Origin of the sequence: Saprospira grandis (assembly GCF_027594745.1) — a bacterium.
GTDB classification, from domain to species: domain Bacteria; phylum Bacteroidota; class Bacteroidia; order Chitinophagales; family Saprospiraceae; genus Saprospira; species Saprospira grandis.
This window is the reverse complement of sequence record NZ_CP110854.1, coordinates 2186165-2200910: the sequence shown is the minus strand read 5'-3', so window position 1 is coordinate 2200910 and position 14746 is coordinate 2186165. Positions and strand designations below refer to the sequence as shown.

Sequence of the window (14746 nt, the reverse complement as noted above, 5' to 3'; positions counted from 1 at the left end):
TATCCATCTAGTTCGATGTCTATTTAAGTTCCAGCCCTCTCAGGCTTATTATCTTGCAAAAATAACAGTTTGTTGCAGAGATTTTCTGCTTTCACCTCCCCAAAACGTTAATTTTTAAGGCTCAAGTATAAAAATTTGCTAAAATTATTCAAATTTCTTCTAGCTCATACAACTTTCAAGCCTTTTCTTCTCTCCTCTACCCAACCTCCTCTTTTCTAATTCTCGTTTTTTACTAAGCTGTAAGGCAAAAAAACCAATTCGGTCTGCTCCAAACTCATCATCAAAACGCAGAAGTGCCCGCCTTTGTGATTGTATAAGGCCCGAAAATTATCAATTTTTTCCGCCTCAATAATCCCCTTTGTATACAACTCCTCTAAGGTGGTGGCCCCATGCTGCCATGCGCCCCCTGCCAATTCTCCCAAATAAATTCCCAAATTTGGCCGAGCCGAACCCGTATACATCCACAAAATAGGGTAATTAGATACGCCCTCCTCCTTAATGGTCTCTACCACCTTCAATAAAGCGGCTTTCTGCTCTACCACGATCTGCTGCAATTCCAATAATTGACTCTCTTTTTGCATCTCTTTCTTTTTAAATTTGGCGCAAAAATACAACTTTCTGGCCGTCTCCCCCCTCCCCTACCCTATTTATCTGCAACTCTTTCCTTTTTTGGGGCTTGCCCGCCCTGCAGGCGGGCCGGGCTGTGTCAGGGCTCGCAGGTCTGCTCGGCCCTTCGCAAAAAAACAAGTTTTTTGCTCGGTCTGCGGTTGCGCCGCCCCCTTTTCCATCCCTAAGCCGGCGGCTTCGCCGCCTCTAAACGCAGTTGGACCAAAAGGCTGAAAACAACCGCCCCACCTAATATCAACCGATGAGCGGCCTAGCGATGCGGCGGGGTGGCCCCTAGGGCCAGACCTAGGCGGCAAAGCCGCCGCAGGGCCGAGCAGACCTGCGAGCCCCAAAGCGTAGCGCCGCAAGGCGAAGCCGCAGTGGAGGCCCCAAAACATAAAAAAGGACAGCCTCTCAAAAAAAGACTGTCCCTCTATATATTATATATAAGCGAATTAGCGCTGAATTACTAATTTCTGCTGCAAGTTGCCATAGGGCGTGTTCAAGACCACCATATAAACCCCATTGCTCAACTGCCCAACTTCTAGAAGCTGCGCATTGTCGCCAGCAAAAAACTGAATCTTATCTAGACCCGCTACTTTGCGGCCATCCAAACTATATACCTCTAGACTAGCAATCAAGTCCTTGGGCAAATTGATGAGCAATTCTGCCGTAGACCCCGCCAAAGGGTTTTGCATCAAGCGCATTTCAGACATGCTGCTAAACTCCTCGCCAATGACAGAAGAAGTAGGCGCCGTAGTGCTAAAATTCTGCGCAGGAGAAGTAGCTCCACAAGTATTCAACTGATTGAGCGGACGAACGGTCCACTGATAAGTTCTAGGATAGCCCAAATCTGCCTGCGGGATAGTCGTTGAGGTTGTTCCATAAACAATCTTTTCGGCAACTGTCTCAATAGGAAAAGTACCAAAGGTGCGCTCTACGAGAATATAATAGGCCGTAGCATTGCTCACTGCGGTCCATTCCAAACTAATGTCGCCATTTAGCTCTACACTTCCGCCATTAGTAGGCGCTACCGCCGAAATTCCTGCACCAGAAACTACCGCATTGGGCGTGGGCGCAGAAAAAGAGTTCCAACGGCTCAAAATATCAGCCGCCATAGCCGACTTTTGCTCCGCCGTAAATGAATCGACACAAGCATCGGCATAATAAGACATAAAGTTAGACTCCATTGGGTCTACAGCCACCCCCAAAGGATCTTTTACGCCCCCAGTATAGGGACAATTATCGCGGAAAGAGACATAATCTGCAGGCGTATCGCAAAAGCCATCCGCTGCAGAAGCACAGTTGGCGCTACCGCCCGTACGAACAGCACGCTCTACAGGAGATCCGTTAATCAAGTTAGGCGCATTGCCGGGCTCATAGGCGGTCACATCGGCACCCTCCCAACCATAAAAAGTGTGGTTCAGCGTAAAGAAGTGGCCCACCTCATGCGTTCCTGTGCTAGAGGTTCCATTGGCCATTTGGTTCAAGACAAAAACAAAGTCGCCAGCAGGCGTATAATAAGAAGCCACCTGGTTGTTCACTGAAGCGCTCATAAAGATATTGATCGCTCCAGCCGACTTATTATTAAACATGATGTTTTGCGAGCCAAAAGAGCCCCCATCATTATAGACGGTATTATTATTAAAGTAATTGACCGAATTGCTCACGCCCTGCATATAAAACTGCACATCCTGAGAGCGATAGTCATTATTCATATCACAAAGCATAGCAAATACATTGCTCAAAGGTACTGTATTCTCGCCATTGGCATCGCCTACTATATGAAACTTAACAGGGATATATTTAATGTTTCGGCTCTGCTGAAAAGCTGCTATTTCTGCAGGATCCACCAAGCGGCGGTTTTCCATTAAACGTTGCTTAATAAGCTGACCATCGGCAAAACTGACACCGCAATCTGCATTTAGCTGCTGGGCCTGAAGACTAAGGCTTGACCAACCCAATAGGGCAGCTCCGATTAGTGCTTTTATTTTCATAAAAATTTGTATTATAGTTAGTTAATCCCTTTATTGATAGGCTATTCTTCCAAAGATAAATAATTATATCTTGCTAAATGGCCTAAGTGACAGTATTTTTTAGGTACAAAGGCTAGTTTAGCATTCAATTATATGCCCATTATGTTTTCTAAGCCAATCCTCAAGGCCCTATTTTTCTGCCTGCTTTTTTCTAGCTCCTTAGCGGCACAACTACATAATCAAGGGGCCCTGATTTCCATTAAATCGGGGGCTATGCTCAGTGTTCAGGGCGATCTTGAAAATGCTGGAGCGATTGACAATAGCGACACTATACATCTTAGCGGCGACTTTATCCAGAATCACCCCAGCAACCAAGGCTTCAGTTCTATTAACGAAGGCTGGCTCTTTTTGGATGGAGGCCAGCAGGCCATCCGAGGAAATTTCCCTAGCCGATTTCATTATTTGGTCTTGGCGGGTAGCGACCATAAAACAGCTAGCGCCCAAGCTAGTTTTGTGACAGGCCAGCTCCGATTAAATGAATGGGAATTGGCCCTAGATAGCCAACGGCTCGAAATTCTTTCGGCGGCGCCCAATGCCTTGCAAACAGGCCAAAATGGCCAATATGGCTTTATTTCTTCTTCTGGACCTGGCGGATTGGTTCGCAAAATGGACCGCCCAGCCCCCTACCTTTTTGCTCTGGGTGGCACAGATAATGGCCTTCGCCTTTTTCGCCCAATTTTAATTCAGCCTCAGGCTAATGATAGTAGCCAGGTTTGGGCTAGTTATTGGGCTGGAGATGCTGGCCAATATGGCCTAGACCGACAGCAAAAGGAACTAGAACTCTGCCTGCTCAACCCACTTTATAGCCATGCCATTAATAGGGAGGCGGGCAGCAGTCCGCTTCAAATTAGCTTTTATAGCGACCCCAATACAGAGGGCCAATTTGAACAGCTGGCCCAATGGAGCAATGGCTGGACATACCTCGAAGAGCTTCAAAATCAACTTCCTAGCTTTGCTGGCCTTCAAAGCCTCAGCCTAGACAGCTTACTGACCAACTGGAGCGACAGCCTTTTTATTCTGGCCCAAAAGAGTCCAGAATTAATACTAGAAGCCGCCCCCGCCCCCTATTGCGACAATGCCGAGATTCTACTTAGCGAAACCCTTGGCCTATACAATGATTACGAACTCTATATTAATGGGCAGGCTTGGGCAAGTAACAGTACCCCCAGCTTTTCTCCCCTACTCGCCCCTGGCCAATATCAGCTTCAGTTGTTGGGCCAAAATGCGGCCTGCGGCCGCTGGAGCGACAGCCTATTAATTGAGGTCTTTGCCGCCCCTCAGCTCCAACTCAACAATGACACCCTGATTGTAGAGGGCAGCAGCATTCCCTTAGCGGCCAATGGGGCCGACTTTTATAACTGGAGCCCTAGTCTAGACATAGATTGTGACATCTGTCCACAAACAATTGCCCAGCCAAGCAGCAGCGGATACATCCAACTTTTAGGGGAAAGCATGGAGGGCTGTAGCAGCCTAGATTCTTTTTATGTAGAACTGCGTCCTAGAGTGGAAGACATTCTCTTTATTCCCAATGTGATTACGCCCAACAATGACGGTCAAAATGATTTTTGGGTAATTCAAAACATCCAGCTTTTCCCCAAAAACAAATTGCGCATTCTCAACCGCTGGGGCGACCTAGTCTACCGAGCCGATTTTTACAACAACAACTGGCAGGGAGAATTTGCCAATGGCCCTCTTCCTGCGGGCACCTACTATTATATTCTGGACCTAGGCGAGGGCTGGGGCGTCTTTAAAGGCCCCATTACCATTATTCGTCAGTAGCCTGCATTTTAATAATCATTTGCCGAATTTCTTCGCAGAGGCGGCCCGAATACTCTAATTCTAAAAGGAGCTCTCGGGCCGCCTCTTTTTGGCCCCGATAATAGCGATAAAGAGCCGCTTGCAGCTTTAAGCCTCCAAAAGTATAATGGTCTTCGGCCTGCTCCAAACCGGCCAAAGCCAACTGATAGGCCTGGCTGGGCTGCTGGTCCAAATAACGACAAGCCTCCAAATAGGCGGGCGCATAAGCTACCGCATGTTGCCGCATGAGGTTTAGGGCTTGCAGGGCCTTATCTTTGGGCAAATTTCGGCTTTGGATGAGCGCCCGATAAAAGCCTTTGGGAAAACGGCCCGACAGCTCTCCTTCTACGGCCCAACTGGCCTGCACCGCCGCCCGAAAATCGCCTAAAAAGGCATAAGTTTGCTGTGCCCAACGGTAGCGTTTGAGTAAAAGCAGCGCATAGGCAGCATCATAAAGAAATTCAGGCTGTGGGTCTAGCTGGTAGGCGGTCCAAAAGGCCCGCAAAGCGGCCAAAGGCTGATTGGCATTTAGGGCATTTTGGCCCTTTTTGTATTCTAATTTTGCGCTGCTGTTCATCTTCTTTTTTTATTTTTTTGGGGCCTCCGCAGCAAAGCTGCGGCGGTTACTCCCTTCGGTCGTCGAACTGCGGTCTAAAGACCTTGTTGTCGTTTCGGGGCTCGCTGCTCGCTCGGCCCTTCAGCGCTGCGCGCTTCGGTCTGGCCTTCGGCCACCCCTGCACATCGCTAGGCCAGCTGGACCCTAAAGGATGTTTTTTGCTTTTAAGCTAGCGTTTGCGTTTAAAAAAGCTTTGGAGTAGGGCTTGGGCCTCTTCAGCTAGTGGTCCTTGTTCCAATTTGGTTTTGGGGTGTAGGGCTTTTGGGGCAAGGGCCAGAAAGCCTCTTTTGGGGTCAGCGGCGGCATAGACAACTCGGCCAATTTGGGCCCAAGCCAAAGCGCCGGCGCACATCAGGCAGGGTTCTAGAGTGACATAAAGTGTAGCCTTGGGCAAATACTTACTATCTAAGGCTTGGGCCGCGGCCGTAATGGCCAAAATTTCGGCATGAGCGCTAATATCGGTTAGGGCTTCGGTGCGGTTGTGGGCTCGGGCCAAAATCTGATTTTGGGCCACCAAAACAGCGCCAACGGGCACCTCATCTAGCTCAAAAGCTTTTTGGGCCTCTAAGAGGGCTTGGCGCATAAAGAACTCATCGGAAAAAACGTTAAAATCCATAGGTATAGACATTAGACGGGCTGGTCCTTTTTTTGTTGGACCAGCCCGTTTTGCGTATAGCAGGCGGCGAAGCCGCCGCAGAGGAGCGAAGCGACTGGCCTAGCGATGCGGCGGGGTGGCCCGCAGGGCCAGACCCAGCGGGCGAAGCCCGCGCAGGGCCGAGCAGAACTGCGAGCCCCAAAGCGTAGCGCAGCAAGCGCAGCGCAGCTGAGGCCCCAAACCTTTAATTACTTTCCTCTTTCTTCGTATTGATAAATTACTTGCAAAACCGTTTGGCCCACTGCTTTTAAGGTCGTTGGGCTAATGATATCGATATCATCTTGGTGGGTATGCCAATAGGGGCCGAAACCGGTGGGGCTGCCCTTGGGTAAATTGATAATATCGAGCATGGGGATTTTGCGAATTTCATTTACAAAAAGGTGATCATCGACCAATTGGCCGTGCGTTTCGTCTACAAAAAAGTCGTTATAGCCTAACTTCCAGGCTGTTTGCCAGACCTCATCCACATAAAAAGCGGCATGTTTGAGCGAGACCCCTTCTTTTGGGAAGCGGGCGGCGCGGGCGCCGACCATATCGAGCAGGATACCAAACTTTGCCTTATAGTCGGGAGTATGTGGGTTTCGGCTCCAGTGTTGGGCGCCTAGGCACCAAGAGCTGCGGTCATAGGCATCGCCAGAGAGGCCTTGGTCCTCCACATCAAAAAGGACAATATCTACCCCTACATTTTGGAGTTGTTGTTTTTGGATTTGGCGGCTAATTTCGAGTAAAACGGCTACTCCGCTAGCGCCATCATCTGCGCCGGGGATGGGTTCTGATTGGCGTTCGCTATCGCGGTCGGCCATAGCGCGGGTATCCCAGTGAGCGGCGAGCAGGATGCGTGTTTTGGCCTGGGGGTTAATTTGGGCCACAATATTTTTGATGGGGTAAGTTTTGCCTTGGCCATTATTCATTTCGGCGGTTTGGATCTGGGCAGTAGTGCCGTAGGATTCAAACTTTTGGAGCAGCCAATTGGCGCAATCCTCATGGCCTTGGGTTTCGGGGACTCTGGGGCCAAAAGCCAGTTGCGCCTTAACGAAAGCGTAGGCAGAATCGGCGATAAAGCTGGGTGCTTTGGCCAGTTTTTCCTCCGGTTCTGGCGTTGGAGTGGGTTGGGGTTTTGGGGCATCATTTTTACAGGCCCAAAGCAGGCTAAGGGCAAATAAAGCGGTAGCGAATTGGCGCATCATAATTTAGGATTCGGGAGCAGCTTTTGCGGTTTCTAGAAGGAGTTTCAGGCTAGCGATGCCGGGCAGAGAATCTTGGCGGCTATACTGTTGGAACTCAATTTTATAGTTGCCCAATTGATTAAACTTAATATTGGGCATAAAGATAAGGCGTCGTTGGCAGAACTCGCCTTGGCATTCGCCCTCCCATTTTCCTTTTGGGCTAGCGAGTTCGAGAGAGACCTGTCGTTCATTAAGTTCTCCGTCGGGCATTTTGACCTTTAGGAGACTATAGACATTTTCGAACTCATAATCTTGTTTATGTTTAATCTCTAGATAGAGATTATAAACCTGAGTAGTATCTGAGACGGGTAGCGTAAACTGCAGGGCATCGGCATAAGTCCAGATAGCTTCAGGGATAGCTTGTTCTTCTTCATAGAGATAATCTTGGCAGCTAGTAAATAGGGCCAAGAGTGGCAACAACATAAAAGGGAGCCATTTATTTTTTGTTAGCATCATGCTTCGCTTTATTATTTTGCGAGTTTCGGGGGCGTTTTTTACGATTGCTTTTAGAGCGACTAGGCTTCGTTTTATTCTCTGTTGGTTGAGGGCCTTTAGGGCCTTGATTTGTTGGATTTTTGGGTTTTCGTTTGCGTTTTCGTTTGCGATTATTTCTTTTTCTATCCTCTTTGAGTTCGCTAAGTTCTAGGCTACCGGAGCCATCGACAAAATCGTCGGGCCCCGTTTCCTTATTAAAGTGGTGGCTTGTTTTATTGTCCACAATAAACTCGGAGAGGTGATAAGGTTTTTGGCCTTTTTTATTTTGGGCGGCAATTTCCTGTACACGTTCTACAGAGAGCGGAAAGACCTCCATACCCCCAAATTCTTTTTGGTAGGCAAAGTACATAATCCGCTTAAAGATATCTGTTTTAAGGAGTTGAGCGCTTCCTTTTTCTGTTTCTAGGCGATGGATATGTTTGGGGAAGGTTTTGAGCGCATCGAGATAAGTATTGAGCTCAAAATTGAGGCAACATTTGAGGCGGCCGCATTGGCCAGACAATTTCGATTGATTGATCGCTAAATTTTGGTAGCGGGCGGCTGTTGTGGAGACAGATTTAAAATCGGTCAGCCAGGTAGAGCAGCAAAGTTCTCGGCCACAGGGGCCTAGGCCACCGATTAGGGCAGACTCTTGTCGGGCGCCGATTTGGCGCATTTCGATTTTCACTCGGAACTCTCGGGCGAAGATGCGGATCAGTTCGCGAAAATCCACTCGGCCGTCGGCGGTATAATAGAAAGTAGCTTTTCGGCGGTCGCCTTGATACTCTACGGCGCCAATTTTCATATCGAGTTGGAGTTCTCGGGCCAAGACTCTGGCGCGGACCATTGTTTCTTGTTCGGCGGCTCTAGCCTCAGCTAGGCGTTCCAAATCTCTTTCATTGGCGGTACGGAGCACATTGGGTAGAATAGCGTTAGGTTTTACCCTTTTCTTTTTCATTTGCAGGCGGACCAATTCGCCCATAAGGCTCACTCGGCCTATATCGTAGCCACCAGATTTGCTTTCTACGGCAACTAGGTCGCCGGTATGGATTTGCAGATAAGGGGGCAGGCGATAAAACGCCTTTCGCATATTATCTTTGAAAGAGAGCTCGACCACATCGAGTTGGGCCATATCGGGCATTTCCATATTTGCGAGCCAATCAAAGGTATTGAGTTTATTACAGCCTCCGCTGTTACAGTTTCCGTTATCTCCACAACCAGTACTGCTACAACCGCCAGTACTGGAACAATTCGAACATCCCATAAATATGTATATAGCTAGAGGGCTGGGCCCTCTTTATTGTTGAGAAAGATGGGCTACTTCCTTTTCTGGCAAGAGCTTAGGGGCCTAAGTTGCCAAGGGGAGTAGCTATTTTTTTTGCTAGCGGCTGGCTCTGTAGAGCGGTAAAAAAGGGGCTTTTTCAAGCCTAAAAACTAGAGGCCCAAGCAAAAGGGTTGGGCTTATTTTAGCTAGCTAAAAATCATTCAAAAGTACAAATTTGTTTAGACTTTTGTGGCCTTCGGCAAAAAAAAGGCCGCCTTTTGGGCTGCCTTAAAGGTTTCTTTAGTTATTATTTGGAGCAATAATCTGAGCTTTCTGCTCAAAGCTTTTGGGCAATGCTCCATACTGGCCCAAATAGCTCCATTCGCCCTGTCCGTTGCAGCCAAACTGCCATTCTACGGTACTTTCTTGGCCCTGTTCATCATAGTAGGGATAAACGTAAGAAATCAGCCAGCCCCCATAGATTTTTTTGCTATAGATATCGGGGCCTTTTTGGGCTAGGCTAGGAATTTCGACCAAAAAGACATTTTCTTGTTCAGAAAACTTACGGGCAATATAAGCTATATTTTTGGGTCGAGGACTTTCTAAGTTCAACTGTAAAAGCCCCTCTTCTTCTTTCCAAGATTTTACCGTCAGCTCATAGGTATCTAACAAAAGACGCAAGGGCCCCCTTTGCAAATTGTTGCTATTTCTGAGCTCCTGCAAATCAGACAAACTAGGGTCTACATACAGGCTAAAACTATAACAGTTGGCGCTCTGCTGGGCTCGAATATTTAGTTCGTTGATAAACAAAAAGGCTTCATGCCCCGATTGGCTAAGCGTTTCTAAAGATATGGCCAGTTCAGCCACCTCAGCCAAAGGCAATTCGGCCTGCTCGGCCATTTCTGCCTGCCGAGCAATAAGCTGTAAGGCATTTTGGTAGTATTGGTCTTGTGCACTTAGGCTTTGCAGGCCCAAAATGAGGCCGACCAACAATAAAAATCGATCTAGTGTACCCATAAATCTGGTCTAATGTAATCTGCTGCAATTCAGCTTTTTTCTAGGTTTTTCACACCTAAAACAAAGCGTTTTCTAGAACAACAACTTCTCTTTTAAGGGGAGGAGGAGCTGGCGCCTAGCCTTTTTGGGGGATTTTATGGGATGATGATATATTAAAGATAAGCTTTTTTCAACGAACGACAAGAGTTGGCTCTAAGTTCTTCCATTTCCTTAAAAAGCAGTACCTTCCTGGACCTAAAAAAATAGTATTATGCCTAGTATTTTCAGCAAAATTATCGCTGGCGAAATTCCAGCCTATAAATTGGCCGAAACTGCCGACTTTCTGGCTTTTCTCGATATCTCTCCCGTAGAAAAAGGGCATGCCCTAGTGATTCCTAAAAAAGAGGTAGATTATATCTTTGATTTGGAAGATGAGGAACTTGCCCAGCTCCATCTATTTGCCAAAAAAGTGGCCTTGGCCATGGAGAAGGTGGTCCCTTGCAAGCGCATTGGTATGGCGGTGGTTGGCCTTGAGGTGCCTCATGTGCATATTCACCTGATTCCACTCCAAGGATTAGGCTCTATTAACTTTACTAAAGAAAGAGTGCAGCTCAGCCAAGAAGAATTTGCCAATTTGGCCCAACAGATTCAGCTCGCTTTTGCCGAACACTAGCAAGATGCTAGACCTCCTTTTACTCTCGAGCCTAGCCATTTTGCCTAGTCTCCTCCTGATTTTTTTGCTCTATGGGCTCAGCTATAAGGCTCCGCCCCCGGTCTCTCTTATGCTTATTGCTAGCCTTTTTGGCGTGATCAGTACCTACCCCGCCATCAAAATGGAGGAGTTTGGCATTTATGATTTGGGCATGTTGTTGCAGGGCGATCTCTGGACCAGCTTTACCTTTTCTTTCCTTATCGTAGCCTTTAGCGAAGAAACCCTAAAGTATATTTTCTTACGCTATTACCTCTATCCCAAAAAAGAGTTTGCCGTCCCCCTCGATGGTATTGTATACGCTGGCTGCATCGGTTTGGGTTTTGCCGCTGCCGAAAATTTTCTCTATCTGGTCATCCGCCTAGATGATCTAGAACAGGCCTATTCCCTAGCCTACCGCCGTATGTTTACCGCCCTGCCCGCTCATGCCGCCTTCGGGATCGTGATGGGCTATTTTATGGGCCTGGCCCGCTTTCAGGCCAAAAGAGAGGTCCTTTTTTTATTGCTGGCCCTGCTTTTCCCCATTATTCTGCATGGCCTATACGACTTCTTCATTTTTCAGAAATTATCTAAAGTTTTAACTATATTTACTGAGATAACCTTGGCCATTTCCCTACTCTTGGGCGCTTTCATGATTCGCGCCCATCGGCATTATAAAAGAAGAACAGAAAAAGGCCCTCCCCCATTTATTGAACTTTAGTCCTTTCCAAACTTTTTTGCATGGATTATTATCTCTTGGCCCTCTCGGTCTTGCCGGGCTTGGCTATTTGCTATTATATCTGGTGGCGCGATAAGCACGAACCAGAACCCAAACATCTCCTCTTTTTCTGCTTTCTCTTTGGAATGCTCAGTACAGAGCCTACCCTTTTTCTCGAAACGATGGGCCAAAATATGGGCATTATCGCCGATGATAATTTACTCAAAACTTTTGCCTTTGCCGTTGGGGTGGTGGGCTTTAGCGAGGAGTTTTCCAAGTTTCTCTTCCTGCGCTATTATATTTATCCAAAAAAAGAGTTTGACGAGCCCATGGATGGCATTGTCTATTCTGTTATGGTAAGTATGGGCTTTGCTACCCTCGAAAATGTGCTTTATGTGACCGAATGGGGCTATGAGGTGGCTTTTTTGCGCATGTTTACCGCCGTTCCCGCTCATGCGGCCTTTGCCGTGATTATGGGCTATTTTGTGGGCCTCGGCAAATTTCACTTGCATAAGGACAAAGAAAGCCTTTTCTTACTCAAGGGCCTCGGCTTGGCGGCTTTGGTCCATGGCCTCTACGATTTCTTTATCTTTCAGGTCAATTTCCCCAGCCTGCAATACCTGACCTTTGTGGTCCTTTTTGTAGCCATCTTCATCAGCTTTCCCATGATTAAGCACCTGCTGCATATTTCTCCCCATAAGGAGGAAAGCCATTAGAAGTCCTTTTTTTGGGGCCTCCGCAGCAAAGCTGCGGCGCTACGTTTCGGGGCTCGCTATTCGCTCGGCCCTGCGCGGGCTTTGCCCGCTAGGTCTGCGGCTGCGCCGCCCCCCTGCACATCGCTAGGCCGTTTGGCCTTCGGCCATGGGGCCGTTTTTGCTTCTCTTAGTGTCCATTTATGTCTAAACCACCTTATATCAGTTATGAGGCCGCCTTGGCCAAATTACAAAGCTTTTGCGCCTATCAAGAGCGCTGCCACCAAGAGGTCCGTAAAAAACTAATGGACCTAGGGGTCTATGGCGAACGTCTAGACGAAATTGTGGCCGACCTCATCGAAGATAATTTCCTCAATGAAGAGCGTTTTGCTCATGCTTTCGCTGGCGGAAAATTCCGAGTAAAAAGCTGGGGCCGCCTACGCATCCAAAGAGAGCTCAAGGCCAAAAATGTTTCGGCTTATTGTATCCGCAAGGCCCTCAAAAATGAACTGCCCGAAGAGGAGTATTTTCCCAAATTGCTGGAGCTCTTACGCAAGAAAAACCGCCTTATCAATAAAGGAGATTATTATAGCCGCTCTAAAAAACTGGCCCAATATGCCCAATACAGGGGCTATGAGTCGCATCTTATTTGGGAGGCCATTAAGATCGTTTTGAATGAAGAAGAGGAAGACTAACTTCTTGGTCCAGAACGACCGAAGGGAGTGGCCTAGCGATGTGCAGCAGTGCGGCGCAGCCGCAGACCAGAACAAGCCCTTTAGGGCGCAGTTCAACGACCAAAGGGAGTAACCGAAGGTGCGTAGCACCGAAGCGCAGGGCCGAGCAGACCTGCGAGCTGCGAAACGTAGCGCCGACGAGCGTAGCGAGGCGGAGGCCCCAAAAAAGCATAAAAAAAGAGCAGCATTTCCCTAAGGTCATGCTGCTCTTTCTCTTTTATATCTGCGCTAAAAACTAGTCTTGGTAGCAGTAGTCATTGGCGGCAAGTAGGCTATCCGCAATTTGGCGGCGGAGCGCTTTGGTGTTGATAAACTCTTGCTTACAATAGCGTTTGATCGCGAGCATCAAGGTCTTCTTTTTGTCGCCATCGGCCCAAGAGGCCACCGCTTGGCGGGCAGAGAAAGCGATGCGCTCGGTGGCATCATTGAGGTAAATGCGGCTCATGGCAATTTGGTCGGCCACGGCTTCTTCTCCACGGAGGCTAGCCAACTTTTGCGCGCGCAAAATGGCAGATTCGGCCAAGTAGATTTCGGCCATTACATCGGCCATATTCATTAGGATTTCTTGCTCATCCTTGAGGCCCATCATGAGTTCTTGAGCAGTCATACCAGAAACGGCCAAGAAACATTTTTTGAGATTTTGGACCTGTAGCAATTCGGCTTCTAGCAATCCTTCGGGAGCAGCTTTTTGCAAAGAGAAAGACATCAACTCTTTTTGGATGGCCATAGCGGGCGTCATCATATCAATTTGGCCCTTCATGGCCTTTTTAAGGAGCATATCTACCGAAAGCATGCGGTTGATTTCGTTGGTTCCCTCAAAAATGCGGTTGATTCGAGAATCGCGATAAGCGCTAGCCATGGGCGCCTCTTCCGAGTAGCCCATACCGCCATAAATTTGGAGGCCTTCATCCACCACATAATCCAAACATTCAGAGCCCCGCACCTTGAGGATAGCACATTCGATAGCGTATTCTTCGGCGGCGCCTAGTAGGGATTCGGCCAAGGTTTTGCCCTCTGCCTGCAGCTTATGCTCTACATGATCAATCGCTTTGCTGGCTCGATGCATAGCGGCTTCGGTTACCCAAATGCGGGTAGCTTGCTCGCCCAATTTATGCTTAATGGCCCCAAAATTACCGATAGACTGGCCAAACTGTTTGCGTTCGTTGGCATAGCCTACGGCATGCGTCATCACTGATTTGGCGGCGCCCAAAACGCCAGCGGCTAGTTTAATACGGCCAATATTGAGGATATTAAAGGCAATCTTGTGGCCTTTTCCGATTTGGCCCAAAACGTTTTCTACAGGCACCTCTACATTTTCGAAAAACACCTGACGAGTAGAAGAACCCTTGATTCCGAGCTTCATTTCCTCGGCGCCCAAGCTAACGCCCTCCCAAGCTTTCTCTACGATAAAGCCCGTGAATTTTTCGCCATCAATTTTGGCAAAAACCACGAAGACATCGGCAAAACCAGCGTTGGTGATCCACATTTTTTGTCCGTTGAGGATATAATGTGTACCTGCTTCATTGAGAACTGCCTTCGTTTTTGCAGCCAAGGCATCAGAGCCAGAGTCGGGCTCGGTAAGGCAGTAAGCGGCAAATTTATCGCCAGCAACTAGGCTAGGCAAGTACTTGCTTTTTTGCTCTTCATTTCCAAAATAAAGAATAGGAAGCATACCGATACCCGTGTGAGCGCCCACAGAAAGCGAAAAAGAGCGCGTATGCGCCAAGTATTCGGTAATGGCCATATTGGTAGAAAAATCTTGCATAAATCCACCGTACTCCTCTGGGAAAGAGGTCCCTAGAAGGCCCAAATCGCCTGCTTTTTTGAGCAGTTCTTTGGTCAGTTCGATATCTAGTTTTTCAATTTTGGCCGTATTGGGGACTACTTCCTTATCAATAAAATCTTGTAGCATATTGAGGACCATATTCTGCTCCTCTGTGCGTTCTTCTTTGGTAAAAATGTTTTCGTAGCTGATTTGCTCGAGGAGAAATTCTCCGCCACCCAGTACTTTTTTGCTAGTTGTCGTAGCCATAATAAATTTGATTAGAATTTGATGATGATTCGCCTAGCTAAACAGCTAAAAATCATAGCGGTTTAATTTGGCCCGCTTAATATAATGAGTTCTCATTAAAAAATGATTAAGTTTTTAGCCGAACTCTAGATAGAGGCATAAAAAAACTCCCTGCGCCCAAGGGCACAGAGAGTCACAGCTAACAAACAACTAAACAACATAAACCATTAAAA

Annotated in this window: 14 protein-coding genes; 5 read left to right on the top strand and 9 right to left on the bottom strand. The window is 47.7% G+C overall.

The window, feature by feature from the left end; translation table 11 throughout:
• Positions 1 to 215 precede the first annotated feature (215 nt).
• Both OP864_RS08850 and OP864_RS08845 read right to left on the bottom strand, forming a co-directional pair.
• Positions 216 to 581 carry a hypothetical protein gene (locus OP864_RS08850; RefSeq protein WP_015692582.1) on the bottom strand — a complete coding sequence of 122 codons (366 nt, stop codon included), beginning with the start codon at positions 579 to 581 and terminating at the stop codon, positions 216 to 218.
• A gap of 480 nt (positions 582 to 1061) precedes the next feature.
• Positions 1062 to 2603 carry a zinc-dependent metalloprotease gene (locus OP864_RS08845; RefSeq protein WP_270097858.1) on the bottom strand — a complete coding sequence of 514 codons (1542 nt, stop codon included), beginning with the start codon at positions 2601 to 2603 and terminating at the stop codon, positions 1062 to 1064.
• 252 nt (positions 2604 to 2855) lie between these two features.
• Between OP864_RS08845 and OP864_RS08840 the strand changes: the two genes are divergently transcribed.
• The gene (locus OP864_RS08840) at positions 2856 to 4421 is read left to right on the top strand and encodes a T9SS type B sorting domain-containing protein (RefSeq protein ID WP_270097857.1); all 1566 of its coding nucleotides are present in this window, start codon (positions 2856 to 2858) and stop codon (positions 4419 to 4421) included.
• Here the strand turns inward: OP864_RS08840 and OP864_RS08835 are convergent.
• From OP864_RS08835 to OP864_RS08810, 6 genes are all read right to left on the bottom strand, one after another.
• Positions 4408 to 5016 (bottom strand): hypothetical protein, encoded by a 609-nt coding sequence (locus OP864_RS08835; protein WP_270097856.1) that lies wholly within the window; start codon positions 5014 to 5016, stop codon positions 4408 to 4410. The two genes, OP864_RS08840 and OP864_RS08835, sit on opposite strands and share 14 nt — an antisense overlap.
• A 208-nt stretch (positions 5017 to 5224) precedes the next feature.
• Positions 5225 to 5671, bottom strand: a complete 447-nt coding sequence (locus tag OP864_RS08830; RefSeq protein WP_270097855.1) for a nucleoside deaminase — start codon at positions 5669 to 5671, stop codon at positions 5225 to 5227.
• A gap of 227 nt (positions 5672 to 5898) precedes the next feature.
• Entirely contained in the window at positions 5899 to 6897 is a 999-nt protein-coding gene (locus tag OP864_RS08825) for a M28 family peptidase (protein ID WP_270097853.1), read from the bottom strand.
• A 3-nt stretch (positions 6898 to 6900) separates the two neighbouring features.
• Positions 6901 to 7392, bottom strand: a complete 492-nt coding sequence (locus tag OP864_RS08820) for a gliding motility lipoprotein GldH (RefSeq protein WP_270097852.1) — start codon at positions 7390 to 7392, stop codon at positions 6901 to 6903.
• Entirely contained in the window at positions 7373 to 8674 is a 1302-nt protein-coding gene (locus OP864_RS08815) for a PSP1 domain-containing protein (protein ID WP_270097851.1), read from the bottom strand. Before OP864_RS08815 ends, OP864_RS08820 begins: the two co-directional genes overlap by 20 nt.
• A gap of 300 nt (positions 8675 to 8974) precedes the next feature.
• The gene (locus OP864_RS08810) at positions 8975 to 9691 is read right to left on the bottom strand and encodes a hypothetical protein (protein WP_270097850.1); all 717 of its coding nucleotides are present in this window, start codon (positions 9689 to 9691) and stop codon (positions 8975 to 8977) included.
• Positions 9692 to 9941: 250 nt separating this feature from the next.
• Between OP864_RS08810 and OP864_RS08805 the strand changes: the two genes are divergently transcribed.
• From OP864_RS08805 to OP864_RS08790, 4 genes are all read left to right on the top strand, one after another.
• On the top strand, positions 9942 to 10343 hold the full coding sequence (locus OP864_RS08805) for an HIT family protein (RefSeq protein WP_270097849.1): 402 nt from the start codon (positions 9942 to 9944) through the stop codon (positions 10341 to 10343).
• 4 nt (positions 10344 to 10347) lie between these two features.
• Positions 10348 to 11079 (top strand): PrsW family intramembrane metalloprotease, encoded by a 732-nt coding sequence (locus OP864_RS08800; RefSeq protein ID WP_002658487.1) that lies wholly within the window; start codon positions 10348 to 10350, stop codon positions 11077 to 11079.
• 20 nt (positions 11080 to 11099) lie between these two features.
• Positions 11100 to 11792, top strand: coding sequence for a PrsW family intramembrane metalloprotease (locus tag OP864_RS08795; RefSeq protein ID WP_270097848.1), 693 nt, complete (start codon positions 11100 to 11102; stop codon positions 11790 to 11792).
• Between the two features lie 179 nt (positions 11793 to 11971).
• Positions 11972 to 12463 (top strand): regulatory protein RecX, encoded by a 492-nt coding sequence (locus OP864_RS08790; RefSeq protein WP_270097846.1) that lies wholly within the window; start codon positions 11972 to 11974, stop codon positions 12461 to 12463.
• A 274-nt stretch (positions 12464 to 12737) separates the two neighbouring features.
• Here the strand turns inward: OP864_RS08790 and OP864_RS08785 are convergent, their stop codons facing one another.
• On the bottom strand, positions 12738 to 14534 hold the full coding sequence (locus OP864_RS08785) for an acyl-CoA dehydrogenase FadE (protein WP_270097845.1): 1797 nt from the start codon (positions 14532 to 14534) through the stop codon (positions 12738 to 12740).
• Positions 14535 to 14746 lie beyond the last annotated feature (212 nt).

Coding starts and splice junctions, on each gene's coding strand:
- OP864_RS08795 (WP_270097848.1), top strand. CDS start 11,100: ATGGATTATTATCTCTTGGCCCTCTCGGTCTTGCCGGGCTTGGCTATT.
- OP864_RS08810 (WP_270097850.1), bottom strand. CDS start 9,691: ATGGGTACACTAGATCGATTTTTATTGTTGGTCGGCCTCATTTTGGGC.
- OP864_RS08830 (WP_270097855.1), bottom strand. CDS start 5,671: ATGGATTTTAACGTTTTTTCCGATGAGTTCTTTATGCGCCAAGCCCTC.
- OP864_RS08785 (WP_270097845.1), bottom strand. CDS start 14,534: ATGGCTACGACAACTAGCAAAAAAGTACTGGGTGGCGGAGAATTTCTC.
- OP864_RS08835 (WP_270097856.1), bottom strand. CDS start 5,016: ATGAACAGCAGCGCAAAATTAGAATACAAAAAGGGCCAAAATGCCCTA.
- OP864_RS08815 (WP_270097851.1), bottom strand. CDS start 8,674: ATGGGATGTTCGAATTGTTCCAGTACTGGCGGTTGTAGCAGTACTGGT.
- OP864_RS08820 (WP_270097852.1), bottom strand. CDS start 7,392: ATGATGCTAACAAAAAATAAATGGCTCCCTTTTATGTTGTTGCCACTC.
- OP864_RS08790 (WP_270097846.1), top strand. CDS start 11,972: ATGTCTAAACCACCTTATATCAGTTATGAGGCCGCCTTGGCCAAATTA.
- OP864_RS08800 (WP_002658487.1), top strand. CDS start 10,348: ATGCTAGACCTCCTTTTACTCTCGAGCCTAGCCATTTTGCCTAGTCTC.
- OP864_RS08850 (WP_015692582.1), bottom strand. CDS start 581: ATGCAAAAAGAGAGTCAATTATTGGAATTGCAGCAGATCGTGGTAGAG.
- OP864_RS08845 (WP_270097858.1), bottom strand. CDS start 2,603: ATGAAAATAAAAGCACTAATCGGAGCTGCCCTATTGGGTTGGTCAAGC.
- OP864_RS08805 (WP_270097849.1), top strand. CDS start 9,942: ATGCCTAGTATTTTCAGCAAAATTATCGCTGGCGAAATTCCAGCCTAT.
- OP864_RS08840 (WP_270097857.1), top strand. CDS start 2,856: ATGCTCAGTGTTCAGGGCGATCTTGAAAATGCTGGAGCGATTGACAAT.
- OP864_RS08825 (WP_270097853.1), bottom strand. CDS start 6,897: ATGATGCGCCAATTCGCTACCGCTTTATTTGCCCTTAGCCTGCTTTGG.